The sequence below is a fragment of the Stenotrophomonas thermophila genome, from assembly GCF_001499715.1.
Taxonomy (GTDB): domain Bacteria; phylum Pseudomonadota; class Gammaproteobacteria; order Xanthomonadales; family Xanthomonadaceae; genus Stenotrophomonas; species Stenotrophomonas hibiscicola.
In genome coordinates this window covers 23660-49751 of record NZ_CVIW01000010.1, presented here as the reverse complement: position 1 = coordinate 49751, position 26092 = coordinate 23660, and the positions used below count along the sequence as shown (strand labels likewise).

Below are 26092 nucleotides of genomic sequence, written 5' to 3'. Positions count from 1 at the left end.
CCTCGCGCCCGCTTGCCGAACTGTTGATCGTTCATGGACGATGCAACGCTTAGTGTCATCTGCAAGGAGTCTTTGATGCGTCTGTCCTTTGCCATCCTGCCGTTGTCCGCCGCCGTGCTGCTGTCTGCCTGCGGCAGCGCGCCGAAAAAGACCGAACCTACTCCGCCGCCGCCGACCGTGGTCAGCGCAGCGAAGCAGGGCGAGGCCAATCTTGCGCCGGCCTCGGCCAGCATTGTCAGTGGCCGCATCGCACTGATGGTGGAGCCCGGCGGCATGCACATCACCGGCCTGGTCGGTGGCCTGCAGCCGATGCAGCAGGCCGGCTTCCACATCCACGAGCGCGGCGACTGCAGTGCGGTGGATGCCAGCAGTGCCGGCAATCACTTCAATCCCGGTGGCGCTGCGCATGGCCGCGCTGGCACCGGCAAGCACCACCTGGGCGACATGGACAATCTGCGTGCCGACGCCCAGGGCCGCGCCAACGTCGATATCCACCTCAAGGGCGTTACCCTTGGCGGAGGCGCCGCCACCGATATCGCCGGACGTGCACTGGTCGTGCATGCCAACGCCGACGACTATCGCAGCCAGCCCGCCGGCAATGCCGGCGTTCGCATCGCCTGTGGCGTGATCCGGGTCGTCCGCTGATCACTGCAGGCAACATCCAGGGAGAGATTCCAATGCGTCTGATCCACACTTCGCTGTTTGCAGCCATCGCCGCGCTGGGCCTGGCGGCCTGCGGCCAGCAGCCGGCCGCTCCGCAGACGGAAACCCCGCCGGCCGCCCCGGCCGAGGGCGCCACCACCGAACCGGCCACAACGCCGGCACCCGCTGCCGCCCCGGCAGCCGATGCGTCGGCCACCGCCGAACTGGCACCGACCCAGGGCAACGAGACCAAGGGCAGCGTCACCTTCAAGGTGGTTGATGGCAAGGTGCACGTGACCGGCCAGGTTACGGGCCTGAAGCCGGGTAGCGAGCACGGTTTCCACATCCACGAGAAGGGCGACTGCAGCGCGCCGGACGGCATGAGTGCCGGCGGCCACTTCAACCCGGGCAAGCAGGACCACGGAAGCGTGGCGGCCGATCCGCACCACGGCGGCGACATGCCCAACATCAAGGCCGACGACAAGGGCGTGGCCACCATCGACGGCCCGGTGTCGAGCAACGTCAACATCGGCAAGGGTGATGACTTCGACATCATCGGCCGCGGCCTGATCGTCCACGCCGATGCGGATGACTACAAGACCCAGCCGACCGGCAACGCCGGCGCGCGCCTGGCGTGTGCGGTGATCCAGAAGGTCCCGTAAGGGCGCTTTTGCTGGAAACGGAAAACGCCGGCGCAAGCCGGCGTTTTTCTTTGCATCGCTTCCTGTAGAGCCGAGCCCATGCTCGGCTGCTCTTCGGTGGACCTGAGCCGAGCATGGGCTCGGCGCTACAGCAATACGCACGGCGGTCGCGCCCCGGCGAAACGCAATTGCACGGTAGCGCCGGGCCATGCCCGGCGGTGCGCATCCGCAGATCAGCGCGACAGCAACTCGCGCGCGTCCTGCCCGGCCTCGCAGTGCACGAACAGCACCGGCACGCCGTGTGCCTCCAGCACCGCAGCCATCTGCCGCTGGCGCATCAGGAACTGTTCGTAGATGCCCTTCAGGCGGTCGCAATCGTTCTTGCTGTGGTTGTAGTGCGCGCACCAACCGGCCGGGTCGAACAGTGCCATGCGTGCTTCGCCGTGCGTATAGCGCAGCAGCGGCTCGGGCGCGGCATTGAGCCACTCGTCCTCGCCCGGCGCCATGATCGCTGTCTCGATCAGCGGCCACAGCGCGGCCAGGCCCTGGTTGTCGTACTGCATCGACATCATCGCGGCCAGATCGTTCACGGTGAAGTAGCGTGCGTGTTCGATCCGCGCACCGAAGCTGTTCTGCGCCATCAGCGCGGTGTCGGCATGCGCCATGCCGTTGGCGAGCAAGGTGTCTTCCAGCGCATGCGCGACCGCATTGGTGGTGGCCACATCGCTGCCGGTCAGCAGGATCGGCACCACGCGCAGGCCACCGCCAACCAGGCTGGCATCGGCCTGGAACGGCAGCGGCACGTCACCCTCGGCATCGGTACCGAAGGCCAGCAGGCGCGGGCCCTGGTTGCGGCCCGGAGCACGCATCTGCAGTTCTTCCAGGCGGCGATGGATCGGCCAGCCCGGGCGCAGCACTTCGGCCGGGTCGAAATGGGCGGCGGCGAACACCAGGTCCAGCTCGGCTACCTGTGGCACCAGCTTGGACAGGTCACGGCCGACGCGTTCGGCCAGTTCACCGGCCTGTTCTGCGCTGAGCACCGCCTGGCGGGGGATTTCACCGCCGGCCAGTTCCAGGGCCAGCACGCCAAGGGCATTCATCGCGGGGTCGGGTTTGCTCATGGTTCCACGGTTGGCCCATCACAGGGCGGCAGCTACACTTGGCTCCATTATGCCTGCTCCGCCGTGCAGGCCATGTTGCAGACACCCTCATCCATGCCAGGTATCTCCATGCCCAACGCTCGTCCCGTCGCCATCCTCGGTGGCGTCCGCATTCCGTTCTGTCGCCAGAACACCGCGTATTCGGATGTCGGCAACCTCGGCATGTCGGTCCGTACGCTGGGTGCGCTGGTCGAACGGTTCGGCCTGCATGGCCAGCAGCTGGGTGAAGTGGCAATGGGTGCGGTGATCAAGCACTCCAGCGACTGGAACCTGGGCCGCGAAGCCACGCTGTCCTCCGGCCTGTCGCCGCTGACCCCGGGCATCACCCTGCAGCGCGCCTGCGGTACCTCGCTGGACAGCATCATCACCGTGGCCAACAAGATCGCGCTGGGCCAGATTGAATCGGGCATCGGTGGTGGTTCGGACACCACCTCCGACGTGCCGATCGTCTACGGCAAGAAGCTGCGTGCACGCCTGCTGGCCGCCAACCGCGCCAAGAGCACCGGCGACAAGATCCGCGCACTCACCGCTGGCTTCAAGTTCTCCGAGCTCAAGCCCGAGTTCCCGGGCGTGGCCGAGCCGCGCACCGGCAAGAGCATGGGCGACCACTGCGAGGACATGGCCAAGGAGTGGAACATCTCGCGCGACTCGCAGGACGAGTGGGCTGTGTCCTCGCACAAGAAGCTGGCTGCCGCCTATGAGCGCGGATTCTTCAACGACCTGATCGCACCGTTCCGTGGCGTCGAGCGTGACAACATCCTGCGCCCGGATACCTCGCTGGAAAAGCTGGCGACGCTGAAGCCGGCGTTCGACAAGGTCTCCGGCCGTGGCACGCTCACCGCCGCCAACTCCACCCCGCTGACCGACGGTGCCGCTGCGGTACTGCTGGCCAGCGAAGAGTGGGCACGTGCGCACGGCCATGAGCCGCAGGCCTATCTGCGCGATGCGCATGTCTCTGCGGTGGACTTCGTGCATGGCGAAGGCCTGCTGATGGCACCGACCGTGGCCGTGCCGGAGATGCTCAAGCGCAATGGCCTGACCCTGCAGGACTTCGACATCTACGAGATCCACGAGGCCTTCGCCGCGCAGGTGCTGTGCACCCTGCGTGCGTGGGAGAGCGAGGATTACTGCCGCAACCGCTTGGGGCTGGACGCACCGCTGGGTCGCATCGACCCGGACAAGATCAATCTGCTGGGTTCGTCGCTGGCCACCGGCCACCCGTTCGCCGCCACCGGCGCCCGCGTCATCGCCACCGCCGCCAAGCAGCTGGCCGAACGCGGCGGTGGTCGCGCGCTGGTGTCGATCTGCACCGCCGGCGGCATGGGCGTGGTGGCGATCATCGAACGCTGATCGCTGCGACTACCGGGTTCCACATATGAAAACGCCGCCCGGTGGGCGGCGTTCTTTTTCTCCGGTGGGTGCCGACCGTTGGTCGGCACGCTTCACGGCAACCGCGGGTTGCCGAATTCGTCGCGCTCTTCGTTGGCGTCATACACCGGGGGCTGGACCGCGATCGGCTGCTCTTCCACCGTGGCACGCAGCGGCGCTTCGCTGCCGCGTACCAGTTCCACGCTGTCCTCGCCGCGCTGCAGGCGCAGCGCATTGGCCAGGCACTGTGCCGCCAGCGCGTGTTCGCCACGCTGCGCGAACAGTTCACCCAGTGCCTCCCACGCTGGGGCACCGGCGCCGGCGGCGATGGCCTCGTGCAGGAACGTATCGGCGGCATCCCACTGCTGCTGGGCCAGGGCCACGCGGCCCTGCGCCAGATGCAGTGCGGCCGAGCCATCATGCACATTGCGCCAGCGCGCCAGGTTGGCCTGGCGGGTGGCCAGGCGCTCGGCCGGCAGGCGGCCGTACAGCGCCACCAGTTCGTCGTCCCAGCGCTGGTCCAGCGCCTGTTCCAGCGCCAGCAGCGCCGGCTCATCCCAGTTCAGGGCCACCGCGCGGCTGGCATAGGCGCCCACCACGTCCGGGGTCGGCCGCAGCGCCTTCGGCGTGGCTTCCCACTGTGCGGCCAATGCGTTGACGTCGGCCGCTTCCAGCAGCGCCTGTGCGGCCAGGCGGGCTTCCAGTTCGCTGTTTGATTCGGCCGGCAGTACCTTGCTCTGGCGCAGCGCACCCAGCTGGCCATAGGCCTCGTGTGCGCGGCCGGCACGCGCCAGCGCTTCGGTACGCAGCCACAGGCCGCGCGGCGGCAGCGGCTGGATCGCGGCTACGTCCAATGCGTTGATCGCATCCACCGGCAGGTCGCGCGCCAACAGCTGTTCGGCGCGCAGCAGCGCCTGCAGCGTGGCATCGCTTTCGCCCAGGCGCTGCAGCAGTGCTTCACCGGCGGGGCCGTCGGCGCGCGCCTGTGCGCTGCGCACCGCATTGGCCAGCGCCACCGCGCTCACCTCCGGGTCCTTGGCCGCACCGTCCAGCAGTTTCTCGGCACGCTGCCACTGGCCATGCTCGTAGGCCTGCAGGCCGTCGATCAGGCGCACCCTGCCCTGCTTGCGGCGGTAGCGGCCCCAGGCACGGAACGGTGCAGCGATCAGGCTCCACAGCAGCCACAGCACCAGGACCGTGATCACCGCCAGCAGCGCTACCTTCGGCAGGTTGCTGTGATAGTCGTAGCCGCCGTAGCGCAGGGTCACCTCGCCGAAGCGGTTCAGGTCATCGGCGCCGAGCCATTGCGCGGCGACCACGCCGATGGCCACGGCCAGCAACAGCACGACCAGGGATTGCAGGGGTTTCATGCGGGCTTACCTCCGGTCGGTCTGGGTGCGCAGTTGTTGCAGGGTGCTGCCAAGGACAGCGTCGTTGGCCTGCAGTGGAAGTTCGCGCAAGGCCTTCAGTTCAGCACGTTGCGCGCGCAGGGCCGGTGAATCCGGCCAGCGTCGCTGTGCCCAGTGTTCCACCCGGTCCAGGGCGGAGTTGCGGCCCGCGCGGTCGCCACGCTCGATGGCGGCACGTGCCAGCGTCAGTTCCAGCTGAAGTGCATCGTCGGCGTTGCGCTGTTCGGCGGCCGTCAGTGGGCCGTTCTGGCGGCTGGGGGTGATGTCCACGAACGGGGCCAGGGTGGCCTGCCACCACGGCTTGGCAGCATTGCCGCCGGTTGTGCCGGTGATCTGTGACGGTAGGCCCTGCAGCGCCCGGGCCACAGCATCCAGACGCTGCAGCGACTGCACGCGCGGGCCGCTGCCGAGCGCGTCCAGTGCCTCGCGCTCCTGCACCAGCGCCTGGCGCAGGTTCAGCCCATCAGCGTCGGGCAGTTCGGCCAGTGCGGTGGCCGCCTGTGCGTACAGGCGGCGTGCGCCCTCCACGTCGTCGGCGTAGTTCAGGCGCTGCGCGGCCTGGGTCAGCAGCAGCTCGGCTTCATCGCGCTGCACCGCCTGGCGGCCCTGGTTGGCGCTGTCGGCCAGCTTGGCCAGGTTCTCTTCCAGCAACGCGCTGCGCTGGGAGAGGCCCAGCATCTCGTCGCGCAGCACGCGGTTGGTGGTGGCCGCGTCCTGCAGGCGCTGGCTGGTTGCGCGCTGGTCACGACGCAGCGCATCCAGCGTGGCCTCCAGGCCCTTCAGCTGGACGGCCGTGGTCTGTGCCTGCGCTTCCTGCTCATGCTGTTGCTGCTGCCAGACGTACCAGCCGGCATAGCCGCCCGCGCCGACCACGACCACAGCGGCCAGCGGCAGCAGCCAGCGCACGGGTCGATGGGGTGGGGGAGCGGGCGCAGTGTCGTTCATCGGGCTTCCTTGTCGGCAGCGTCGCCGGTGGAAGTCCGGCAGGCCGCGTTGTGCACAGCATCACTGTTGCCGACGACAGCGGCAAGCGTGATCCACGTCCCTGTTCAGGTCGCTGCCGGGACGGTGAGCGTGGCGTGTGCAGCGGCCACCAGCTGCGCAGCAGTGGGGCCGGCGCTGCGTGAGATGTGCCGCAGGCCGAGCGACCGCGCCTGTTCGCCGAGGCGGTCGCTGGCAACCACCACGCGGACCTCTGCCCGCAGGCGCTGCTGCCAAGTCGGCGGAAGCTGCTGCCAGAAATGCAGCAGCGCCTCGCCACTGCTGACCGCCAGCACCCACGGCCGCGCTGAATGCGCCAATCGCGCCAGCGTGCGGGGCGAAAGGCGCAGCAGGCGACGCTGGTAGACATCGGCACGTTCGATCGCGGCGCCGGCGGCCTGCAGGTGTGCAGCAATCAGGCCGCGTCCGCCGGGCGCGGTGACCAGTCCGATGCGCAGGCCGCGGACGTCCGCCAGTACCGGCAGCGCCAGCAGCCCCTCGCTGTCCATCCGCTGCGGCGCATGCACCCCGGCGACGCCGTGCTCCCGCAGCGCGCGCGCGGTGCCTTCGCCCACGGTCAGCCACGGGCTGCGTTGTGCCTTGGCCAGCGCCAGCAGGGTGGCGGCCGCGGTAACCGCGGCCGGGCTGGTGAACACCACCCGGTCGCAGTTCAGCGCGCGTTGCAGCTGACGCACCACTGGCATGCCGTTCAAGCGCTGCAGGCGCCAGGGCGGCAGGGCCACCACATGCCCGCCCAGCCCAGCAACGGCGCGGCGCAGCGCGGAATTCTGGCCCTGCGGTCGCAGCGAAATGAAGGTCCAGCCCGGCTCGGAACCGGCGGCGCCAGTGGGTATCGTATGGTCGGCCATTGCCTGCATTATGCGGGCCCTTCGTTGTCGTGGTCGCTGCTCCGATGTCCGTTGATGCTCTGACTTCCTCGCTGGCCGCCCTGCAGGACGTGCTGGACTGCATGCCGGCGGTGCGCGCCATGCAGATCCAGCTCGATGGCTATGCCGATGGCGTGCTGCGCATCACCGCGCCGCTGGCCGCCAACGTCAACGACAAGGGCAACGCCTTCGGTGGCAGCCTGGCCTCGGTGCTGACCCTGTCCGGCTGGGCACTGGTCAGCCTGCGCCTGCGCCTGGCCGGCCACGATGCCGAGGTCTACGTGGCCGACAGCAACCTGCGCTACCTGGCCCCGGTCTACGAAGACCTGCATGCCCATGCCGAAGCGGCCGAAGCCAGCGGCTGGGATGCCTTCCTGAATACCTTCCGCCAGCGCCGCAAGGCCCGCATCAGCATCATCGCCACCCAGCCCGGCGCCGATGGCAAGCCGGCCGCCGAGTTCAGCGGTCGCTTCGTTGCCTTCGCCAAAGGGTAGGATGGCAGGCTGACGTCCTGGGGAAACCACCGATGCGCCGCCTCATCCAGTTCCTGATGTGTTCCCTGCTGCTGGTCAGCGCCGTGGCTTCGGCCGACGACCTCAGCCGCAAGCAGCGCAAGTTGCTGGAAGAGACCCAGATCGCCTACGGCGCCACCATCCGCTGGGGCAGCATGGACGATGCGATCGGCTATCTGGACCCCAAGCTGCGCAAGGAAAAGCCGCCGACCGAGTTCGAGCTCAACCGCTACGCACAGCTGCGCGTGTCGTCCTATCGCGAGCGCAGCAGCGCCGCGCTGGATGGCGGCCTGGTCGAGCGCCGGGTCGAAATCGGGGTGATCAACCAGAACACCCAGGCCGAGCGCACCGTGGTCGTGGTCGAGCGCTGGCGCTGGGACCCGGAGGCCAAGCGGTGGTGGCAGACCGCCGGCCTGCCGGACCTGTGGAAGGGGCAGTGACGGGCCGCGTCCGGCTTGTGCGACAATCGGCGCCCGCTTAATCGACCCGTGACCTGAGTGAATTACGAAGAGTTGCTGGCCTTTGCAGGCCGAAACCCGATGCTGTCCGCGGCCCTGGTCGGCCTGACCGTGGCCATCATCGTCACCGAGATCCGCCGCCTGTTCCGGGGCTTCAAGGGCATCAAGCCCGCCGAACTGACCCAGCTGATCAACGCGGGCGGCACGGTGGTGGTCGACCTGTCGGCCAGCGGTGACTTCGAGAAGGGCCACATTGCCGGCAGCCGCAACGCCCAGGCCAGTGCCTTCGGCCCGGAGCACAAGCTGGTGGCCAACGCCAGGCAGTCTCCGGTGGTGCTGGTGTGCCGCAGCGGCAACGCCTCGGAAACCGCCGCCAAGGCGCTGAAGAAGGCCGGCTTCGAGAAGGTCTACGTGCTCGACGGCGGCATTCCTGCCTGGCAGCAGGCCGAGCTGCCGCTGGTCAAGGGCCGCAACTGATTGCCGCAGGTGGCGGATCCGGCCTTGTATGGGCCTGATCCCGCCCCCATCGCAGTAATTCGACCATCGTTTTCATTGCATTCATTGGAGTTACTGGAAATGTCCGAAGAGATCACCAACGGCGCTGCTGCGCCGGTCGATGCCGCCACCGGCCCCGCTTTCACCGTCGAGAAGATCTACGTCAAGGACGTCTCCTTCGAGTCGCCGAACGCCCCGACCATCTTCAATGACCAGGTGCAGCCGGAGCTGCAGCTGAACCTGAACCAGCAGGTGCAACGCCTGGGTGAGAACGCCTTCGAAGTCGTGCTGGCCGTGACCCTCACCTGCCAAGCCGGTGAGCGCACCGCCTACGTGGCCGAAGTGAAGCAGGCCGGCGTGTTCGGCCTGGTCGGCCTGGACCCGCAGTCGATCGACGTGCTGCTCGGCACCCAGTGCCCGAACATCCTGTTCCCGTACGTGCGCCAGCTGATCAGCGACCTGATCCAGGCCGGCGGCTTCCCGCCGTTCTTCCTGCAGCCGATCAACTTCGAAGGCCTGTACGCAGAAACCCTGCGCCAGCGCCAGGAGCAGGGCGACGCACCGTCGCTGGCTGACTCCGAGCCGGCCGGCAACGCCTGATTCCTGCCGCGACGTCACGGATGAGCACTCCCGCTGACAAGATCGCCGTGCTGGGCGCCGGTTCCTGGGGAACCGCGCTGGCCAGCCTGCTCGCACGGCACGGTCACCCGACCGTGCTGTGGGGGCGCGATGCTGCCGTGGTCGAAGCCATCGACCAGCGCCACGAGAACCCGCGTTACCTGCCGGGCATCCCGCTGCCGGACAACCTGCGTGCTACCACCGACCTGGCGTCGGCGGTGGAGGGCGCGGCCTGGATCCTGGTGGTGACCCCCTCGCATGCCTTCGGCGAAACCGTGCGTGCGCTGGCGCCGCTGCGTCCTGCCGGTGCCGGCGTGGCTTGGGCCACCAAGGGCTTCGAACCCGGTTCGGGCCGCTTCCTGCATGAAGTGGCGCGCGAAGTGCTGGGTGAGGACGTGCCGCTGGCCGTCGTCACCGGGCCGTCGTTCGCCAAGGAAGTCACCCAGGGCCTGCCGACCGCGATCACGGTGCACGGCGACGTGCCCGAGTTCGCGCAGACGGTGGCCGAGGCGATGCATGGCCCGGCGTTCCGCGCCTATACCGGCGACGACATGGTCGGTGCCGAGCTGGGCGGCGCGATGAAGAACGTGCTGGCCGTGGCCACCGGCGTGGCCGATGGCATGCAGCTGGGCCTCAACGCCCGTGCCGGCCTGATCACCCGTGGCCTCAACGAGATGCTGCGCCTGGCCGCTGCCATCGGTGCCAAGCCGGAAACGCTGATGGGCCTGGCGGGCCTGGGCGATCTGGTGCTGACCTGCACCGGCGACCTGTCGCGCAACCGCCGCCTGGGCCTGGCCCTGGGCCGTGGCCAGACGCTGCAGGATGCCGTGCGCGAAATCGGCCAGGTGGTCGAATCGGTGCAGACCGCCGACGAAGTGATGCGACAGGCGCGCCGCCATGGCATCGACCTGCCGATCTCCGACCGCGTGCGAGCCGTGCTGCATGGCGAGCAGACGCCGGAAGAAGGCCTGCGCGCATTGCTGGCGCGGGAACAGAAACCGGAATACCCGGACACGCTGTTCAAGTGAATCGAAAACCCCGGCCACGCGCCGGGGTTTTTTTATGCGCGCCTCATCCACGCATGGCGTAGATCCAGGACGGAACCCGCTTCTGGTAGCTGCCAACCTTGGTTGGCGCCCGGTAGCGCCGGGCCATGCCCGGCGGCATTCATCACCGCGCGCGCGGCCGCGCGTTGCTGTTGTCCATGTCCGAGAAAATCAACCACGGCCCATCCCACTCGCGCTTCAGCATGAGCGTGAACTTGCCTGTATCACCCACGTTATTGCCGTAGCGGTACGTATCGATAATGTAGCTCTGTTCCCCTCCACCGCGTACGCCAACGCACGCAGCCGCAATGGGCCGCCACCCCGGCCGGCATACGCGGCCTCGATCGCGCTGCGGCCGCGCATCGGCGGCTGGTTGCTCTGCAGCACAAAGCCATCTTCGGCGAACAGCGCATTAGAATCACGCGGCCGCCGATTCGGCGGACGCAGCGCAGATCAGACAAGGACACGGAATGAAGATGCGAATCACAGGGATGGCGATGATGGCCGCGCTGCTGGCAGCCTGCGGACAGGCACCGGAAAAGACTGGCGAGACTGCACCTGCTGTGGCGCCAGCGCCGACCACCGAAGCGCCGGCCGCCGTGGCGACGGTGGTCGAGAAGGAACCGTCCGCCGAAGACGGTGTGGACCCCTCGGCGTGGGACAACGAAGGCGAACCGGAAGACCCGAGCGCCGGCGGGGAACTCACCTGCGCGGACAACCCGCTGGCGACGCATTTCTTCACCCTGGTGGGCGGCAATACCGTGGACGACTGCGGCCGCAAGGATCCGAAGGTGCTGGCCGCGTTCAACGCCCTGATGAAGAACACGGCCGCAGCCGAATCCGCTGACAAGGAGATTCCATCGCTGCGCGAACGCCTGTTGAGCGGGCCCAGCGGTCCTGGCGAACTGGTAGTGCTGCAGGGTGAGCCGTGGTGGTTCTACACCGCCTGCCAGGCCCACGACTGCCCTGGCACCGCGTTGGCGATGTTGTACTCGCCCGATCAGTCGAAGCTGGTCGGCCGTCTTACCGCGCGCTGCCGTGTGTGGTGGCTGGGCGAGCCGACGGCGGAACAGCGTGCGCAGATCGAACAGCGCCAACCACTGCAGGATGCCGCGTTGAAGGAAGACAGCGCGCTCTGCGAGTGATGTGGCGCGCGCCGCAGCGCCGGGCCGTGCCCGGCGTTGCAGTGAGCATTGTTCCCCGTATCACCCTTCCGGCCGCATGCGTGCGCTGACCTGTGCTGTCAACGACAGGCTGGCCATCATCAGGCCCTCCATCACCCGGTCGCCCACGTACTCCTCGTCGGGACCGTTCTGGCGTACGCGCTCGGCAGCCAGGAGCATTTCCAGCGCCACGCGCAGCCCGGCCAATGCGCAATCCGCGTCGGCCAAGGCCATGCGGCGGCCGGGCATCTGATGACGTTCGGGCCAGGGCTGGCCGTCGGCGGCGGCGCCCTTGCCGATGCGGTCGAGCGTGGCGATGAAACCGTGCGGATCATGCGGGTGCGGTGTTTCCGAGGGCGCGTCCGCGTTGGCGGGCACGTACTGCGCGTGCAGGCGGGAGGATTGGGGTGTGCTCATGGCAAAGGCTCCGTGCAGGACAGACGGTAACCGCCACATAGAGGTGGCGGGCGGAGACGTGGCTCGAAAACCGGGAGATCACGAACAAGACCGGCAGGCGCAAGGCCTCCACGCTCCGCCCGCCATAGCCGGCAGACGGAATGCCAGCCGGCGCCACGCGGGGTGACGCCGGCTGGCAAGCGCAAACAACGTTCGTGATCTAACGGGTTTTCGAGGCCCGGCCACCCATTTTCCGGCGGCCCACCATCTGTACCGCCGTCGCTGCGCAACGCCAATCAGAAGAGTTGCATTCAACGCTGGATCAAAGACGCTTGTGGCATTTTTGCATGCTGTTAAGCCGTCGCAGACGCAGGCGCCGCAACGTCCGTAGCGGCATGGGGAATATGCGACATGGGTCGAAGTTGATGACGTGGCGTACGGGTACCCCACCAGGCCGATGACGACAGTGCGGGGCGAAGGACGTAAATAGACTTCGGCGCACTCCGGTCTGTCAGTGCTCTTCGCGTCTCTCGTACCAGGCTTGAGTACGGTTTACGATCCGCACCACAGACAACATGACCGGCACCTCGATCAGCACACCAACTACCGTCGCCAGCGCAGCCCCCGAATGCACGCCGAACAGCCCCACCGCGGTGGCAACCGCCAATTCGAAGAAGTTGCTGGCACCAATCAGTGCTGAAGGGCCGGCCACGCAATGCGCCACGCCCAGGCGACGATTGAGCAGGTAGGCCAGGCCGGAAGTGAAATAGACCTGGATCAGGATCGGCACCGCAATCAGTGCGATCACCAGCGGTTGCTTCACGATCTGCTGGCCCTGGAAGCCGAACAGCAGCACCAGTGTGAGCAGCAGCGCGCACAACGAGACGGGCCCCAGATGGCGAAGCACCCGCCGCAACGCCGCCTCGCCACTACGCATCAGGATCCAGCGCCGCAGCAACGCAGCCAGCAGCACCGGCACCACGATGTAGAGGCCAACGGACAGCAGCAGGGTATCCCACGGCACGGTGATCGCCGACAGGCCCAGCAGCAGTGCAACCACCGGCGCGTAGGCCACCACCATGATCGCGTCGTTCAACGCCACCTGGTTCAAGGTGAAGTTGGCATCGCCACGGCACAGGTTGCTCCACACGAACACCATGGCGGTGCAGGGCGCGGCCGCCAGCAGGATCAGCCCGGCGATGTAGCTGTCGATCTGTGCTGCGGGCAACCAGTCGGCGAAGGCATGGCGCAGGAACAGCCAGCCCAGCAGCGCCATCGAGAATGGCTTGACCGCCCAGTTGATGAACAGCGTTACGCCGATGCCTTTCCAGTGCTGCTGCAACTGGCGCATCGCAGTGAAGTCGACCTTCAGCAGCATCGGGATGATCATCAGCCAGATCAGTACCGCAACCGGCAGGTTGACCTTGGCGATCTCTGCGGATGCCAGCGCGGCAAAAGCACCGGGTAGGAAGTGGCCCAGCAGCGTGCCGACCGCAATGCAAAGCCCGACCCAAAGCGTCAGGTGGCGTTCGAACAGATTCATGCGGGAAGTCACGGCACGCTGTCGGTCGGCTGCAACTGTCCAATCTGATCCAGCGCGTGCTGCAGCGCTTCGCGGTCGGACCACAATGAGTCAGGCAAGGCGAGCAATGCACGCAGTCGCAGCTTCACGATGGCATGGGCCTGCGCGAATGCCGCGGCCTTGTCGGCATCGTTACCCGCTACGGCCGCCGGATCGGGCAGGCCCCAGTGGCTGCGGATGAAGTCACCGAACACCACCGGGCAGGCCTCCGCTGCGGCTGAATCGCATACGGTGATCACCAGGTCCATCGGGGCTGCACCCACGAACTCATCCCACGACTTGCTGCGCAGCCCTTCAATGGGCATTCCTTCGGCCTGCAACTGGGCCAGCGCGAAGGGGTTGATCTGGCCAGTGGGCTGGCTGCCCGCACTGAATGCGCTGAAGCGATCGCCGCCCCAGGCGCGCAGGGTGGCTTCAGCAAGCACGCTGCGGGCGCTGTTGCCGGTGCAGAGGAACAGGACATTGCGGGTCATGTGGCTTCCGTGGTCAGTGAGTGGCTTGGACATGCAAAGCGCGCTGGCCGGGCAGAGACGAGTGAACTCGGCAGAGCTGCGGATCGGCGCCGCTACGTGGGCGCGATCGCATCCCGCAAAGCCGTGCCGCGCGAACCACGGGCCTGCCGACGTTGTCAGCAGCACCAGTTCCCTGACCTGCATGCGGCGGGCCATGTCTTCGGCGGCTGACAGCAATGCGCGTCCAAGGCCGGTGCCGCGTCGGTCATCAGACACCACCAGGGAGCGGAGCAGCGCCGAGGCGCCGAAAACCTGCAATCCAACGGCGCCCACGGGGACGCCGTCGAGGTCTGCCACGAAAAACACGACCTTGCTGCTTTCCAGATCGGCCACGGGTAACTGCGCCTGCTGCAGAAGGTCCCGGATGGAGCACAGGTCGTCGCGCGTGCCGGCACGGATCACCGGGTGTCGTTTCATCTCAGCACCTGCATGCCGGTTCGCTTGCCGCGCACTGCTGGTCAGGCGAACCCGCGCAGCAGTTATGGGTGAGGTACTCGATCAAGCCGTTCATGGCATCGAAGTTGGCGCGGTAGCAGACGTGGCGGCCCTGGCTTTCGCTCTCCACCAGCCCGGCCTGCACGAGCTCCTTCAGGTGGAAGCTGAGCGTGGCTGGAGGCACCTGCAGGGCCATGGCGATGTCTCCGGCCATGCGGCCCGCTGGGCCAGCCTCCACCAGCAGGCGGAAGGCAGCCAGGCGGGTGGCATGGCCGAGGGCGGTCAGGGCGACAATTGCATTCGACGTTTCCATATTTTTAGAATAGTCGAATGAATGAGCCAGTCACAAGTCCCGACCTGCCCAACCTGGTGGAATCGTCATTGCCCCAGCCCAGTCATCACCAGCTCGCCGCAGCAGATCTGGGGCCGCCACGCATTCTCCTGCTCTATGGCTCGCTGAGGCCGCAATCGTTCAGCCGGAAGCTGGCGCTGGAAGCGGAGCGACTGCTGCGCCATCTCGGGTGCGAAACCCGGGTGTTCGATCCACATGCGCTGCCGATGCTGGACAGCGTGGGCCCGCACCACCCTGAAGTGCAGCGATTGCGCGAATGGTCGCAGTGGTCGGAAGGCCAGGTCTGGGTCAGCCCCGAGCGGCATGGCACGGTCACCGGCGTGTTCAAGAACCAGATCGACTGGTTGCCGCTGGAAGATGGCAGCGTGCGGCCCACGCAGGGCAGGACGCTGGCGGTGATGCAGGTGAGCGGCGGCTCGCAGTCGTTCAACAACGTCAACACGTTGCGCGTGCTCGGTCGCTGGATGCGCATGCTGACCGTTCCCAACCAGTCGTCGGTGGCCAAGGCCTGGCAGGAATTCGATGACGACGGCCGGATGAAACCCTCGCCGTACTACGACCGGGTGGTGGACGTGATGGAAGAGCTGGTGAAGTTCACGCTGCTGACGCGTGGCCGGTCGGACTACCTGGTGGACCGCTACAGCGAGAGGAAGGGCGACGCGCTCGCGGCCGCATTGGCGCAGGCTGCTGGCGCTACCGCCTCCTGAGTTCCGCTACGCAAACGCGCTCTATTTGCTCGCGCGCCGCGCGCCCTTCTCGTCTTCTTCCTTCGCATTCCCACGGCTCTGTGCGAACTCCGGGAAGGTCTTCGCGATCGAATCCTTGTCCGGCAGGATGTAGAACACACCGCCCTTCTCGAACGTGGAGTGCACGATCTGCTCGTAGAACGCAGGCGAAACGTTGATGCAACCGTGGGTGACGCGGTTGTCGTCCGGCGAGGGCGATGCCAACCGCTCGGCGCGCTTTTCCTTCGGGCTGCCCGGCGGCAGCGGGTGCATCGAGACTGCGGAATCGTAGTCCACCCACAGCACGCGTCCGGCATCGTCGGACGGGCCGTAACCGCCAATGAAGCGGCCAGCCGGCGTGGTGCGGTCGTGGCCGGGAATCGCGCTCAGTGCGAGCTTGGCGACGCCCGGTGCGGAGTGGTCGCCGATCGCCGACCCAAACAGCGCCGGTGCTGCGCCGCGCAGCTTGCCGTCACCGCCGAAGACCAGAACCTGCGCCGCCGCCTTGTCCATGACCGCAAACGGATAGCCCTGGTTGTCCTTGCTGGCGACCACCCAGCCGGCAAGCTCGATCACTGTTTCGGACACGCTCTGGTCGGGCGGAAGTTCATCAACGGCGGCAATGCGTTGTTCAGGCGCTTCCTTGTCCTTGCCCTTGGCGCTGGCTGCGCCGCTGCACGCAACGGCCAGTGCCAACGCCAGTGCGGCATGGAAGACGCGGCGTGCAGGGGAGGAGGAGGTACGAATGGGACGGCTCCTTGCAATGCAATTCTGGGTGGAAGGATGCCAGTGGCCGGCGAAGGCCACTGGTTCCCGATACAGAGGTGGATCAATTCAAAGGGTGAGAGAGCTATCAGCCGCGCGGCTTGCGACCGGCCGGTGCCCTTTCAAGCTGCTGTACGCGGCCTTCGATCTGGTCCAGACGCTGGTTGGCCTGCTGCGCCGACTGGTTGGCGGACTCGGCACTCTGGGCAGCGCCCTGCACCTTTACGTCGAGCTGATCGAGGCGCGAGTTGATGGTTGCGAACTCGTCCTTGTAGGTGGCGCAAGCGCCGAGGCTTACGGTGGCCACGATGGCGACGGTGATGGCGCGTGCTGCGTTGATGTGCTGCTTGGTCAGTTTCATTTCCAACTCCCTCCTTCGTCTGGGGAAGCTGGAATATAGCGGCGTTTGTTCCCGGCGCTAGCCCGTGCTTTCAGCTGGAATTGGAAGACGTGGAAGCGCTGTGAAGACGTTCGATCAACAAAACTTAACAAGCAGGATCACGCGGGTGGACGTGCATCGGCCGGCTTGCCTTGTGCCTGTTCAGAAGCACGTATTCATCAGCATGAAGCGGATTTCATCGAAGTGCCGTCGGCACCGCCTCGATGCCAGCGCACGCGGGCCGCCACCGGCTGGCTTCCAGCAGCGCCTGATAGAGCAGGGTGGGCTGCTCGACTTCCACGCGTGCACCTGGCTGTTGCACGTGCACGTACTCATGGGCAATCAGGTGCACGAAACGGTCGCCGACATCGGCCTGCATCCAGTCGGCGTCGCACAGCGCTTGCAGTCCAATGACCACGCCTGCTTCGGCGGTCACGCCACCACTGTTGCCGCGGCCCACCAGTACGGTGACCGGGGAAAGCGCCGCAGACGGCAACAAGGTGCCCAGCTGATCGACGGCAGCGGCGACGCGCATGCGGATCGATGGCAATGCTGTCGCGCAGGTTCTCGCTTTCGCAAACAATGCCGGCGTGTCCTGGATGGCCCTGGCCAGCCGCTCCATCGAGCCGATACGGCTGTCGGTGAAGCTGCGCAGAGCGTCTGTGCCAGCATCCAGATAGCCGCGCTGCAGATCGTCGGCACTCGGCTTTCCAGCGCTGGCATCCAGCACATGGAAGAAACGCGTGACATCGTCCGTCTGAATCACGATGCGCGCAGGAGGCTGGCTGCGCTCGGCCGCCTGCAGCATCATCGCAAGGATGATGAGCAGCAGCTCGCGCACCCTACGGCGGGCACGTCCCCGCAACAGCAGTGACGCGGCGGATGTGTGCGGCATGCGGAGTTCCCTGAACGTCGCCCATATTTATATACCAGTCAGTTCAATATTCAGGGTTGATTAGACCCCCTAACGGATAATTCACACCTGTCGATCGCCTCCTCTCTCTCCCCCTCCCGGGAGGCGGCCGACGAAACCAAAATAATTAAAGGTGTGTCCCGATGAACAAGAATTCGCTGCTCGCCCTGGGCCTTCTGGCTGCCCTGCCATTTGCTGCATCGGCAACCGACGGCCTGTCGTACAACTACGTTGAAGGCGGCTACGTGAACACCGACGCCAAGGGCGGCGACGCCGATGGCTGGAAGGTGAAGGGTTCCGTTGCGGTGCACCCGAACTTCCATATCTTCGGCGACTACAGCGCGCAGGAGACCGACAAGTTCAAGAACGATGTCGACCAGTGGCGCATCGGCGCCGGCTACAACTACGGCATCGCACCGAACACCGACCTGGTGGCTCGCGTTGCGTACCAGAAGTACGACATGAAGCACGGCCTGGACTTCAACGGCTACTCCACCGAAGTGGGCGTGCGCACCGCGTTCAACCCGTACGTGGAAGGCTATGTGATGGCCGGCTACGAAGATTTCAGCAAGAAGCATGGCTACAACCCGGACGGCGAGTTCTACGGCCGTGTCGGCGCCACCGCCAAGTTCAACCAGAACTGGGGCCTGAGCGGCGAAGTGAAGCTGGCCAAGGCCGGCGACCGCGAGTGGTTCGTGGGCCCGCGCTTCACCTGGTAACAAACGCCTGTCGTTAGTGCGTGTTGTGCTGGCGTGTGACTCTCTCTCTCCCACACGCCAACCGAAGCCCGGCCCCGCGCCGGGCTTCACTTTTCTGGGCTCCGTGGCGCCACAATGCGACATGGGCGACCCTTCTTCCCTCGCAGGCACTGGCACGGCCTACCAGGAGCATCTGGCACCCGCGCCGCTGCGCGGCCACTTTGGCCAGCTGTGGCAGAGCCAGCTTCCTGCCGATGCCGATGGGCACATCACCGTATTGCCCGATGGCTGCGTGGACATTCTCTGGCGCGACGGCGTGCTGTTCGTGGTCGGGCCGGACCGCGTGGCCGCGCACCCGGGGCTGGCACCCGGTGCGCAGGTGCTGGGCGCACGTTTCCGTCCCGGCCAGGCACTGGCCGCGCTGGGCCTGCCCCTGGCCGGGATCATCGGCCAGGCCGTGCCCCTGGCTGACCTGAAGGGCGCGTGGGCGAACAAGGCGGCGGCCTCCATCGGCGACACCGCGCCTGCACAGCGCCTTCAGCGAATGGCGCACTGCCTGCAACAGCACATGGGTGCGGCCGCGCTCGATACGCCGGCGCAGCGCGCCCATGTCCTGTTCCAGGCGCTCGCCGCGGGTAATGCCACGCTGGATACGCTGGCGGCGCACCTGGGCCTGAGCCCGCGCAGCCTGCGGCGTTTCAGCCAGTCGCAGTTCGGCTACGGCGCCAAGACGCTGGAGCGGATCCTGCGGCTGCAACGTTTCCTGCGCCAGAGTCGCGCGCTGCCACTGCATTCGTTGGCGATGCTGGCCGCTGATGCCGGCTATGCCGACCAGGCCCATCTCAGCCGCGAGGCGCGTGAACTGGCGGGCATGACCGCCAGCGAGCTGCGCCTGGAGTGGGGACAATGATGGCCGTTTTGTTCAAGACCACTGTGCTGCATTGATCGATGCTGGGCTCCCACCACGGAGCCTCGCCATGAATCCTGCCGCGCCCCACGATGCCGAACGCCGCATCGACAACATCGAATTCAACGTCGCCGACGTCGCCCGCAGCAAACGCTTCTACGGCGAGGTGTTCGGTTGGCGCTTCACCGACTATGGCCCGGCCTACACCGAATTCGACGATGGCCGCCTGAAGGGCGGCTTCGTGGCCGACGTGCCGGTGCGTGCCCACGGAGGGCCGCTGGTGATCGTGTATCGCGCGGACCTGTCCGACGCGCAGCAGCGCGTAGTCGCTGCCGGTGGCGAGGTGGTGCGGGCGGTGTTCGCATTCCCCGGCGGCCGCCGCTTCCACTTCCGCGACCTGGATGGCTACGAGCTGGCGGTGTGGAGCGATCTGGATTGAGTCTTCGTACCATTGCCGGTGGACGGAACGAGAACCGCTCCGTCCACGGTCAGGCGGTTCCGCTATGATCGCCCGCACATCGCCACACGCGACGCGCCCGCCTCAAGCCCGCAGGAATACCGTGAACACCCAGCCCGCCCAGATCACCGCCGTCAACCACACGCTCGACAACGAGCCGCAGCAGATCACCGCGCCACTGACCCATTCGGCGGCGTTCCTGGTGCTGAAGGTGAAGGACGATGAGGCGTCGATCGCCAGGGCGCGCGAGGTGCTGGCCAGCACCGATGACCTGATCAAGAACACCGCCATCCGCGAGATCGAGCGCACCTTCACCTGCAACGTGGCCATCGGCCACCGTGTGTGGCAGCCGCTGGTGGGCACCACGCCGCCGCGCGAGCTGAAGCCGTTCCGCGAGATCAAGGGCGCCACCCACACCGCCGTGTCCACGCCGGGCGACCTGCTGTACCACATCCGGGCGCGCACGATGGACCTGATCGTGGCGTTCGAGCGCAACCTGCTGATGGCCTTCGGCGATGCGGTGGAAGCGGTCGATGACGTAGCCGGTTTCCGCTATTTCGATGGCCGCGACCTGCTCGATTTCGTCGACGGCACCGCCAACCCGGAAGGGCTGTCGCTGCCGGAAGCCACGATCGTTGGTGAGGAAGACCCGGAACATGCCGGCGGAAGCTACGTGGTGGTGCAGAAGTACCTGCACAATCTCGATGCCTGGCGCGCGCAGAAGACCGAGGCGCAGGAGGCGATCATCGGCCGCACCAAGCACGACAACATCGAGCTGGACGATGCACCGGCCGATGCGCAGAAATCGCACAAGACCCTGTGCACCATCGAGGACGCCGACGGCGAGCATGAGATCCTGCGCGACAACATGCCGTTCGCCAACCCGGGCCGCGGCGAATACGGCACCTACTTCATCGGCTACACGCGCCGCCTGTGGGTGATCGAGAAGATGCTCGAGCGCATGTTCATCGGCAATCCCGCGCCGCTGCACGACCGCATCCTCGATTTCTCCACCGCCACCACCGGCGTGACCTTCTTCGCGCCCTCGCGCAAAGTGTTGGCCGATCTGGGCGATTGATCGCGGCTCCCGTCCTTGCGCACGCTACTGGCCGCTCTGTTCCAGTAGATCCACGCCACGCGTGGATGGTACGCACGTTGCCCGTAGCAGCCACGCATGGCGTGGCTCTACTGTGCCGCCATCTGCCTGTCATCTACCGCCCCGACCATCAGCCGTTGGATGAGAGCGCAGGGGCGGGCGATGGCGATGGCAAGGAACACAACCGGCGCACGCCGCTGGTGGCGGCCGCTGGCCGCGGTGTTCGGTGCGCTGGCACTGGGGAGCGCCGCGGTGTCCGCGCAGGACGCCCCTGCGCATTGGATGGCCTACGCCGCTGCGGTCGGTGGCCAGCTGCAGCAGCGCCTGCAGCAGGAGCAGGACCCGCAGGCGCAGCGCGTGCTGGCATGGCTGCAGGCACATCCGGACGCACCGACGCCGCTGCCGGTGAGCGTGTGGATCGCGGCGGATGGCCGCATCTCGAAGCTGGAATTCGACAGCCTGGGTGACGCCCAGGTCGACGCAGACCTGCGCGCGACGCTGCAGGGCGCGCCGTTGCAGGCAGCCCCGCCGGCCGACATGCGCCAGCCGCTGCGGTTGGGCCTGTTGCTGGAACCGAAGTAGATCCACGCCATGCGTGGATGTGGTGGGTAGATGCCGACCTTGGTCGGCAGGCGCGCGCCAACCCAGGTTGGCGACTACCGGTAGCCCGCCACGCATGGCGTGGCTCTACCGGGTTGCCACCTGTGGCTCGCGCGCGGCGGCGCTCCATGCGCGCAGGCCGAACACGGCCAGGCCGAGGAAGAACACGTACAGCGCGGCGGTCACGTGCAGCGACTTGAACAGGTACGCGCCCACGTAGACCACGTCCACCGCGATCCACACCCACCAGCAGGCCACGTGGCGGCGCGCCTGCCACCACTGCCCGACCAGGCTCAGGCCGGTCAGCAGCGCGTCCAACCACGGCAGTGCGGCATCGGTGAAGGTATGCATGGCCGCACCCAGCGCCACGCCACCACACAGGCCGATGGCCAGGTCGCGCAGCAGCTTGCCGCGCGCCAGCGGCACGATGCGGATGCTGCCCTCATCGGCGGCATGCTGCCGCCAGTTGAGCCAGCCGTAGACCAGGAAGCCACCGAAGGCGACCTGCAGCAGGGTATCCGAGTACAGCTTGGCCTCGGCGAATACCAGCCCGTACAGCGTCACCGACAGCAGGCCCACCGGCCACGCCACCAGCCGGCGCCGGGCCATCAGCCAGACGCCAAGGATGCTGCACAGTGCGGCGGTCCACTCGAGCATCACGCCGCTCACAGCGCGAACGTCACCGACAGGCGGGCCTGTCGCGGTGCGCCGGGGAACAGGTAGTAGTCACCGCCGCTGCTGCCGGTATCGCGCCAGTAGAAGCGGTTGAACACGTTGTCCACCGACAGGTTCCAGGTCACCGCACGCTCGTGCAGGCGATGCTGGAAGCGCAGACCAGCGTCGAACACCGAGTAGTCCGGTGCGCGCACGCCGCCGTCGGCACGTGCGACGTTGGCACCGGCATAACGCCAGCCGCCAGTGACATCCAGGCCCTGCACGAACGGCAGCGCATAGGCCACATGCACGCTGGCCCGCACCTTCGGCACATTCACCAGCTGATGGCCTTCATAAGCCGGCGTGCCGGTGTCGCGCGCACGCGCCTGCAGCACGCTGGCACTGGCCACGATCTGCAATGCATCGGTCAGCTGGCCGTTGGCGGTCAGCTCCAGGCCGGTGTGGGTCTGGGTGCCTTCCTCGACGAAGGTGTAGCCCACGTCGCTGTTGTCCGGCCTGGCGTACTGGTACGGCTGCGAAATGCGGAACACGGCCGCACCCAGGGTCAACGCCTCGACCGGCACGTACTTCACGCCCACTTCCAGCTGGCGCGACTGCACCGACGGCAGGAAGGTGTCGGCATTGCTGGTCCAGAACGGCGCTTCCTGGCCCAGCGAAATGCCGCGCACGTAGCTGGCATAGGCATTGAGCTGGTCGGTGGCCTTCCACACCACCGCGGTCTGCGGCAGGAAGCGCGACAAGCGGCTGTGCCGCTGCGGGGTGCCACGCTTGTCGTAGGCGCGCTCATCGAGGCGCACGAAGCGGCCACCGGCCAGCCACTGCCAGTCGTCACCGAAGCTCATCCGGTCCAGCGCGAAGAAGGCGGTCTGGCGGCTGTCCAGGCGACGTGCGGATGGGCCGGGCATCTTCGGCGACGGCTCGAACACCGGCACCGGTGCCTCGTGGATGTTGGTGGTGCCGACGTACTCGTTGACGCTCGGGCGCCTGTCCACGGTGCGGCGGAAGTAGTCGGCGCCGAGGGTCAGCTCATGGCCGACGCTGGCGGTCTCGAAACGGCCACGCAGCTCGGCACGGGCCTGCTGGTTGCGGCGGGTATCGTCCGGGCTGCGGTAGTCGTAGACGTCGTAGTCGCCGTTGGGCGCGAAGTAGTTGCCCGGCACGCTGCCATCGGCGCATTGCACGGCGTAGTAGCAGCCGTAGGCGAAGGCGACGTTGTCATCGATTACCGAGCGGCTGTGGCCGACCGAGACGCGCGACTGCCAGGCCTCGTTGAAGTCGTAGGTGTGCAGGGCGGTGATGTTGGTGCTGGCGATATCCACCGGACGCTGCCACGGCTGGTAGCCGAGCAGGTGCTCGCGGTCGACGCCGCGCGGCAGGTCGCGTGCGCCCAGCAGCTGGTAACCGGACACCGAACGCTGCGAGCTGGTCTGGTAGTTGGCATCCACTTCCAGCTTGCCGCGTTCGCCGATCAGCCAGTCGGCCGCCAGCGAGTAGAAATTGCGGCGGCCATCGGCGTGCTCGACATAGGAATTGCTGGAATCCCACGCGGCATTCAGGCGCAGGCCGAAGCGCGGGGTGATCCAGTGGCCGACATCGACGGCGACGTAGCGCGAGCCTTCCGAATCGGTGCCGAGCGTGGCGGTGCGCACTTCGGCCGGGCGCTTGCCGATGTAGTTGATGATGCCACCCGGTGCCATCACGCCTGCGGCCAGGCCGGCTTCACCCTTGAGGATCTCCACCGACTGCACGTTCTCCAGCGCCAGGCGCTGTTCGCCGGCGATGGACAGGCCGTTGAAGCGGTAGCCGGTGGCGGCGTCCAGCGCGAAGCCACGGATGGCGATGTTCTGGTAGTAACCCACCGGCGCATACGCATCACCGAGCGAGGCATCGTTGCTGGCCAGCTCGGACAGCGAACGCACCTGGCGACGGTCGAGATAGTCGCGCTCGAGCACGTTCACCGAGGCCGGCGTGTCCTTCCAGCTGCCGCCACCGAAGGCGTTCACGCGCGAGGTATCGGCTTTCGGTTTGCCGGCCTGCACGCGCACCGCTGCCAGTTCGGTCGGCGAATGCTCGGCGCCGGTGGCAGCCGCATCGGGGGACGCTTCGGCCTCGCTGGCGTGCAGCGGCAGCGCGGCGCAGAGGGCGAGGGAGAGCAGGGTGGGGTGCAGGCAGCGGTTCATTCGATTCGTCTTCGGACAACAAGGGAGACGAAGCGACGGCGCGCAGGTGCACCGGCCCATGACGGGGGTGTGGCTGCGGCTCAAAGCTCCCTACGCCGGTGCAAACCGGATCAGGTTCCAAGGGACTCTCTCAGCCTGGCAGATCCAGGCACCCCCGCTTCAGGTGACCATTTCACTACAAATGGTACGGATTTGCGAGCCGGCGCCCTTCAGGCTGCCGCGTGCAGGGCCTGCAGCAGTGCCTGTCCCGGCGCGCTGTGGAACCACGCCGGGTGCCCCAGCATGAAGGGCCGCCACGCTACATCGGCGTTGGCGGTCGAGCCGGTGACGCCTTCGAAGTACTCCACTTCGGACAGTGCGAAGTCGAAATGGACCATCGGCAGCAGGTCGGCCAGCAGGTGCACGCGTGCCGCCGACAGCGGCAGCGCCTGACGGTAGCCGTCGAGCAGCGCCAGCGCGATATCGATGCGCACTGCCTGCATGCCGCGCTCCAGTTCCAGCCACGCCACCGCGTTGCGCTCGATCGCGGTGGCGAGGTCGAACAGTGCGCTGGTAGGCGACGCCAGGCCGAAGTCCAGCACGGTACTGATCTGCCCATCGCGCCACAGCAGGTTGGACACATGCCAGTCGTTGTGGGCCCACAGCCGGGGCTCGTCGCGCAGGCGCTTGGCCAGGCCGGCATGCCACGGCAGCACGTCACGCTGCAGCTGCGCCTCCCACGGAATGCGCGCGAGATAGCGGGCCAGCGCGGGGCGCTCGTGCAGCCCTGCCTTGATGGCCGCGACCGGATCGTCGCTGCGGATCAGATCATCGCGCGCGACCAGCACATGGGTACTGCGCTGGGGCGCGTGGTAGCTGGCGGCGGCACGGTGCAGCTGTGCGAGTGCGCGTCCGGCTTCACGGGCCTGCGCGATATCGGTCAGCAGCGACCACGACACCGCGTCGCGATACAGGTCCTCACCGACGCCAACCGCATGCAGCTCGAAGGTCCATTCGCCATGCTCGACGGCGCTGTGGCCATCGGCCGCTGGCAGCACCTGCACCACCGGCAGGCCCGCTGCGGCGAGATGGGCGATGAAGCGGTGTTCTTCTTCCAGGCAGGCCGCGCTGCGCACGCTGTGGTGGTGGCGCTTGATGAACACCGCGCCGTCCCTGCCATTGACGATGGCAGCGGCCGACAGCGGCCGTGGGCTGTGCCAGCGGGGCTGGCTGTGCTCGCCCAGCTGCGGGTAGCGCTGGCGCAGCCACGCAATGTCCGCCGCGCTGATCGGTGGCCAGTCGGCAGCAACCTCGTCGTTGTTCAGGCCCTGCACGCGGTGGGAGGAAGAAGTCATGCCGCAGCCCCGGTGGGGAAAGTCACATCCAAGGCTGCGCATTCAACGCCATGCACGCGGCCAACGCAAACGGGCGGGTCATCGACCCGCCCGTCCGTGCATCAGCTGCGGTGATGCCGCCGCGCTGCTTACCAGCCGCGATGGCGGCCGCGGTCGTGGTAGTAGCGGTTGTCGTAGTAGCGCTCGCGCTGCCAGCGACGGTCGTCACCGCGGTCGTAGTAGCCGCTGCGGTAGTAGCCACGGTCGTAACGGCGATCGTAGCGGTCGTCGTAACGGCGATTGTCGTAGTAACGACGGTCGCGGCGGTCGGAGGTGGTCAGGTTGCCGATCGCGCCGCCGGCCACGGCGCCGCCCACGGTGGCGGCAGGATCACCGTTGGAGAGCAGGTTGCCGGCCACGCCACCCACCACGGCGCCGACCAGGGTGCGCTTGTCCTTCCTCGACATCGCGCTGGCATCGCTGACCACGGCCACACTGGCCACCAGCGCCAGAGCCATCGCCAGACCACGGAAGCTGAGTGCGGAAGTACTGAGCATGTTCGTTCTCCTGTGAGGTGCATGCCACGCTGGGCAGGGAGGGCGCGGGGCGCCCCGGCTGCCGTGGTGTCCACGCTGGCGTTCCAACATTGCCGGAACATTGCCTGGTCCACCGTGCGGCTTGCGCATTCATCTAGCGGCAGGCGGCATGAAGCAAGGCTGAAAGCGGC

At 67.1% G+C, this 26092-nt stretch carries 29 protein-coding genes, 3 pseudogenes and 1 riboswitch; of the genes and pseudogenes, 15 read left to right on the top strand and 17 right to left on the bottom strand.

The window, feature by feature from the left end; genetic code table 11:
- Positions 1 to 75 precede the first annotated feature (75 nt).
- Entirely contained in the window at positions 76 to 645 is a 570-nt protein-coding gene (locus BN1263_RS06190) for a superoxide dismutase family protein (protein ID WP_058980237.1), read from the top strand.
- A 32-nt stretch (positions 646 to 677) separates the two neighbouring features.
- The gene (locus tag BN1263_RS06185; RefSeq protein WP_058980236.1) at positions 678 to 1304 is read left to right on the top strand and encodes a superoxide dismutase family protein; all 627 of its coding nucleotides are present in this window, start codon (positions 678 to 680) and stop codon (positions 1302 to 1304) included.
- A 212-nt stretch (positions 1305 to 1516) separates the two neighbouring features.
- On the opposite strand, the gene BN1263_RS06180 is transcribed toward BN1263_RS06185, so the two are convergent.
- On the bottom strand, positions 1517 to 2404 hold the full coding sequence (locus BN1263_RS06180) for a hypothetical protein (RefSeq protein WP_058980234.1): 888 nt from the start codon (positions 2402 to 2404) through the stop codon (positions 1517 to 1519).
- 93 nt (positions 2405 to 2497) lie between these two features.
- Here BN1263_RS06180 and BN1263_RS06175 point away from each other — a divergent pair, with 93 nt between their 5' ends.
- On the top strand, positions 2498 to 3793 hold the full coding sequence (locus BN1263_RS06175) for an acetyl-CoA C-acetyltransferase (protein WP_026347250.1): 1296 nt from the start codon (positions 2498 to 2500) through the stop codon (positions 3791 to 3793).
- Between the two features lie 92 nt (positions 3794 to 3885).
- On the opposite strand, the gene BN1263_RS06170 is transcribed toward BN1263_RS06175, so the two are convergent.
- The 3 genes from BN1263_RS06170 to BN1263_RS06160 form a co-directional block, all read right to left on the bottom strand.
- A complete protein-coding gene (locus BN1263_RS06170) occupies positions 3886 to 5181 on the bottom strand; it encodes a heme biosynthesis HemY N-terminal domain-containing protein (protein WP_019661926.1) in 1296 nt (431 codons plus the stop codon).
- 6 nt (positions 5182 to 5187) lie between these two features.
- On the bottom strand, positions 5188 to 6165 hold the full coding sequence (locus BN1263_RS06165; RefSeq protein WP_058980231.1) for a uroporphyrinogen-III C-methyltransferase: 978 nt from the start codon (positions 6163 to 6165) through the stop codon (positions 5188 to 5190).
- Between the two features lie 104 nt (positions 6166 to 6269).
- A complete protein-coding gene (locus BN1263_RS06160; protein WP_058980229.1) occupies positions 6270 to 7079 on the bottom strand; it encodes a uroporphyrinogen-III synthase in 810 nt (269 codons plus the stop codon).
- 35 nt (positions 7080 to 7114) lie between these two features.
- Here BN1263_RS06160 and BN1263_RS06155 point away from each other — a divergent pair, with 35 nt between their 5' ends.
- From BN1263_RS06155 to BN1263_RS06135, 5 genes are all read left to right on the top strand, one after another.
- On the top strand, positions 7115 to 7582 hold the full coding sequence (locus BN1263_RS06155; RefSeq protein WP_008266702.1) for a YiiD C-terminal domain-containing protein: 468 nt from the start codon (positions 7115 to 7117) through the stop codon (positions 7580 to 7582).
- A gap of 32 nt (positions 7583 to 7614) precedes the next feature.
- Complete coding sequence (locus BN1263_RS06150; protein ID WP_058980224.1) at positions 7615 to 8040, top strand: hypothetical protein; 426 nt, start codon at positions 7615 to 7617, stop codon at positions 8038 to 8040.
- Positions 8041 to 8097: 57 nt separating this feature from the next.
- Positions 8098 to 8535, top strand: coding sequence for a rhodanese-like domain-containing protein (locus BN1263_RS06145; RefSeq protein WP_058980222.1), 438 nt, complete (start codon positions 8098 to 8100; stop codon positions 8533 to 8535).
- A gap of 99 nt (positions 8536 to 8634) precedes the next feature.
- A complete protein-coding gene (gene secB / locus BN1263_RS06140; RefSeq protein ID WP_005407596.1) occupies positions 8635 to 9153 on the top strand; it encodes a protein-export chaperone SecB in 519 nt (172 codons plus the stop codon).
- A 20-nt stretch (positions 9154 to 9173) separates the two neighbouring features.
- Entirely contained in the window at positions 9174 to 10199 is a 1026-nt protein-coding gene (locus BN1263_RS06135) for an NAD(P)H-dependent glycerol-3-phosphate dehydrogenase (protein WP_058980220.1), read from the top strand.
- 142 nt (positions 10200 to 10341) lie between these two features.
- On the opposite strand, the pseudogene BN1263_RS20845 reads toward BN1263_RS06135, so the two are convergent.
- Positions 10342 to 10628: pseudogene (locus BN1263_RS20845) on the bottom strand (YybH family protein); the annotation flags it as partial.
- Positions 10629 to 10687: 59 nt separating this feature from the next.
- Here BN1263_RS20845 and BN1263_RS06125 point away from each other — a divergent pair.
- Positions 10688 to 11362 (top strand): Ivy family c-type lysozyme inhibitor, encoded by a 675-nt coding sequence (locus BN1263_RS06125; RefSeq protein ID WP_058980218.1) that lies wholly within the window; start codon positions 10688 to 10690, stop codon positions 11360 to 11362.
- Between the two features lie 60 nt (positions 11363 to 11422).
- On the opposite strand, the gene BN1263_RS06120 is transcribed toward BN1263_RS06125, so the two are convergent.
- From BN1263_RS06120 to BN1263_RS06105, 5 genes and pseudogenes are all read right to left on the bottom strand, one after another.
- Positions 11423 to 11797 (bottom strand): hypothetical protein, encoded by a 375-nt coding sequence (locus tag BN1263_RS06120; RefSeq protein ID WP_058980216.1) that lies wholly within the window; start codon positions 11795 to 11797, stop codon positions 11423 to 11425.
- A gap of 490 nt (positions 11798 to 12287) precedes the next feature.
- Positions 12288 to 13319, bottom strand: a complete 1032-nt coding sequence (arsB, locus tag BN1263_RS06115) for an ACR3 family arsenite efflux transporter (RefSeq protein WP_058980214.1) — start codon at positions 13317 to 13319, stop codon at positions 12288 to 12290.
- Positions 13320 to 13327: 8 nt separating this feature from the next.
- Positions 13328 to 13831, bottom strand: coding sequence for an arsenate reductase/protein-tyrosine-phosphatase family protein (locus BN1263_RS20840; protein WP_058980263.1), 504 nt, complete (start codon positions 13829 to 13831; stop codon positions 13328 to 13330).
- Positions 13832 to 13867: 36 nt separating this feature from the next.
- A pseudogene (gene arsN2 / locus BN1263_RS20835) lies at positions 13868 to 14287 on the bottom strand (arsenic resistance N-acetyltransferase ArsN2); the annotation flags it as partial.
- 1 nt (position 14288) lies between these two features.
- Positions 14289 to 14618 (bottom strand): ArsR/SmtB family transcription factor, encoded by a 330-nt coding sequence (locus BN1263_RS06105; RefSeq protein ID WP_058980212.1) that lies wholly within the window; start codon positions 14616 to 14618, stop codon positions 14289 to 14291.
- 17 nt (positions 14619 to 14635) lie between these two features.
- Between BN1263_RS06105 and arsH the strand changes: the two genes are divergently transcribed.
- Positions 14636 to 15364 (top strand): arsenical resistance protein ArsH, encoded by a 729-nt coding sequence (arsH, locus tag BN1263_RS06100; protein ID WP_058980210.1) that lies wholly within the window; start codon positions 14636 to 14638, stop codon positions 15362 to 15364.
- Between the two features lie 21 nt (positions 15365 to 15385).
- Here arsH and BN1263_RS06095 read toward each other — a convergent pair whose 3' ends face one another.
- The 3 genes and pseudogenes from BN1263_RS06095 to BN1263_RS06085 form a co-directional block, all read right to left on the bottom strand.
- On the bottom strand, positions 15386 to 16078 hold the full coding sequence (locus tag BN1263_RS06095; RefSeq protein ID WP_021204019.1) for a L,D-transpeptidase: 693 nt from the start codon (positions 16076 to 16078) through the stop codon (positions 15386 to 15388).
- Positions 16079 to 16235: 157 nt separating this feature from the next.
- The gene (locus BN1263_RS06090) at positions 16236 to 16508 is read right to left on the bottom strand and encodes a hypothetical protein (RefSeq protein WP_005407606.1); all 273 of its coding nucleotides are present in this window, start codon (positions 16506 to 16508) and stop codon (positions 16236 to 16238) included.
- Positions 16509 to 16782: 274 nt separating this feature from the next.
- Positions 16783 to 17367: pseudogene (locus tag BN1263_RS06085) on the bottom strand (DUF2268 domain-containing putative Zn-dependent protease); the annotation flags it as partial.
- Positions 17368 to 17582: 215 nt separating this feature from the next.
- Here BN1263_RS06085 and BN1263_RS06080 point away from each other — a divergent pair.
- The 5 genes from BN1263_RS06080 to BN1263_RS06060 all read left to right on the top strand — a co-directional run bounded on the left by BN1263_RS06080 (position 17583) and on the right by BN1263_RS06060 (position 21179).
- Complete coding sequence (locus tag BN1263_RS06080; protein WP_021202106.1) at positions 17583 to 18158, top strand: OmpO family porin; 576 nt, start codon at positions 17583 to 17585, stop codon at positions 18156 to 18158.
- Between the two features lie 121 nt (positions 18159 to 18279).
- Entirely contained in the window at positions 18280 to 19047 is a 768-nt protein-coding gene (locus BN1263_RS06075; protein WP_058980208.1) for a helix-turn-helix transcriptional regulator, read from the top strand.
- 67 nt (positions 19048 to 19114) lie between these two features.
- Positions 19115 to 19483: a VOC family protein gene (locus tag BN1263_RS06070; RefSeq protein ID WP_058980206.1), complete on the top strand. Its 369-nt coding sequence runs from the start codon at positions 19115 to 19117 to the stop codon at positions 19481 to 19483.
- A gap of 121 nt (positions 19484 to 19604) precedes the next feature.
- Complete coding sequence (locus BN1263_RS06065) at positions 19605 to 20579, top strand: Dyp-type peroxidase (RefSeq protein ID WP_058980203.1); 975 nt, start codon at positions 19605 to 19607, stop codon at positions 20577 to 20579.
- A gap of 180 nt (positions 20580 to 20759) precedes the next feature.
- Positions 20760 to 21179 carry a hypothetical protein gene (locus BN1263_RS06060; RefSeq protein ID WP_058980202.1) on the top strand — a complete coding sequence of 140 codons (420 nt, stop codon included), beginning with the start codon at positions 20760 to 20762 and terminating at the stop codon, positions 21177 to 21179.
- A gap of 105 nt (positions 21180 to 21284) precedes the next feature.
- On the opposite strand, the gene pnuC is transcribed toward BN1263_RS06060, so the two are convergent.
- From pnuC to BN1263_RS06040, 4 genes are all read right to left on the bottom strand, one after another.
- Positions 21285 to 21854 (bottom strand): nicotinamide riboside transporter PnuC, encoded by a 570-nt coding sequence (pnuC, locus tag BN1263_RS06055; RefSeq protein WP_058980262.1) that lies wholly within the window; start codon positions 21852 to 21854, stop codon positions 21285 to 21287.
- An 8-nt stretch (positions 21855 to 21862) separates the two neighbouring features.
- The gene (locus tag BN1263_RS06050) at positions 21863 to 24052 is read right to left on the bottom strand and encodes a TonB-dependent receptor (protein ID WP_058980200.1); all 2190 of its coding nucleotides are present in this window, start codon (positions 24050 to 24052) and stop codon (positions 21863 to 21865) included.
- A 70-nt stretch (positions 24053 to 24122) separates the two neighbouring features.
- Positions 24123 to 24218, bottom strand: a riboswitch (TPP riboswitch).
- A gap of 43 nt (positions 24219 to 24261) precedes the next feature.
- Positions 24262 to 25386: a phosphotransferase enzyme family protein gene (locus BN1263_RS06045; RefSeq protein WP_058980198.1), complete on the bottom strand. Its 1125-nt coding sequence runs from the start codon at positions 25384 to 25386 to the stop codon at positions 24262 to 24264.
- Between the two features lie 128 nt (positions 25387 to 25514).
- Positions 25515 to 25922, bottom strand: coding sequence for a glycine zipper 2TM domain-containing protein (locus tag BN1263_RS06040; RefSeq protein WP_049480481.1), 408 nt, complete (start codon positions 25920 to 25922; stop codon positions 25515 to 25517).
- Positions 25923 to 26092 lie beyond the last annotated feature (170 nt).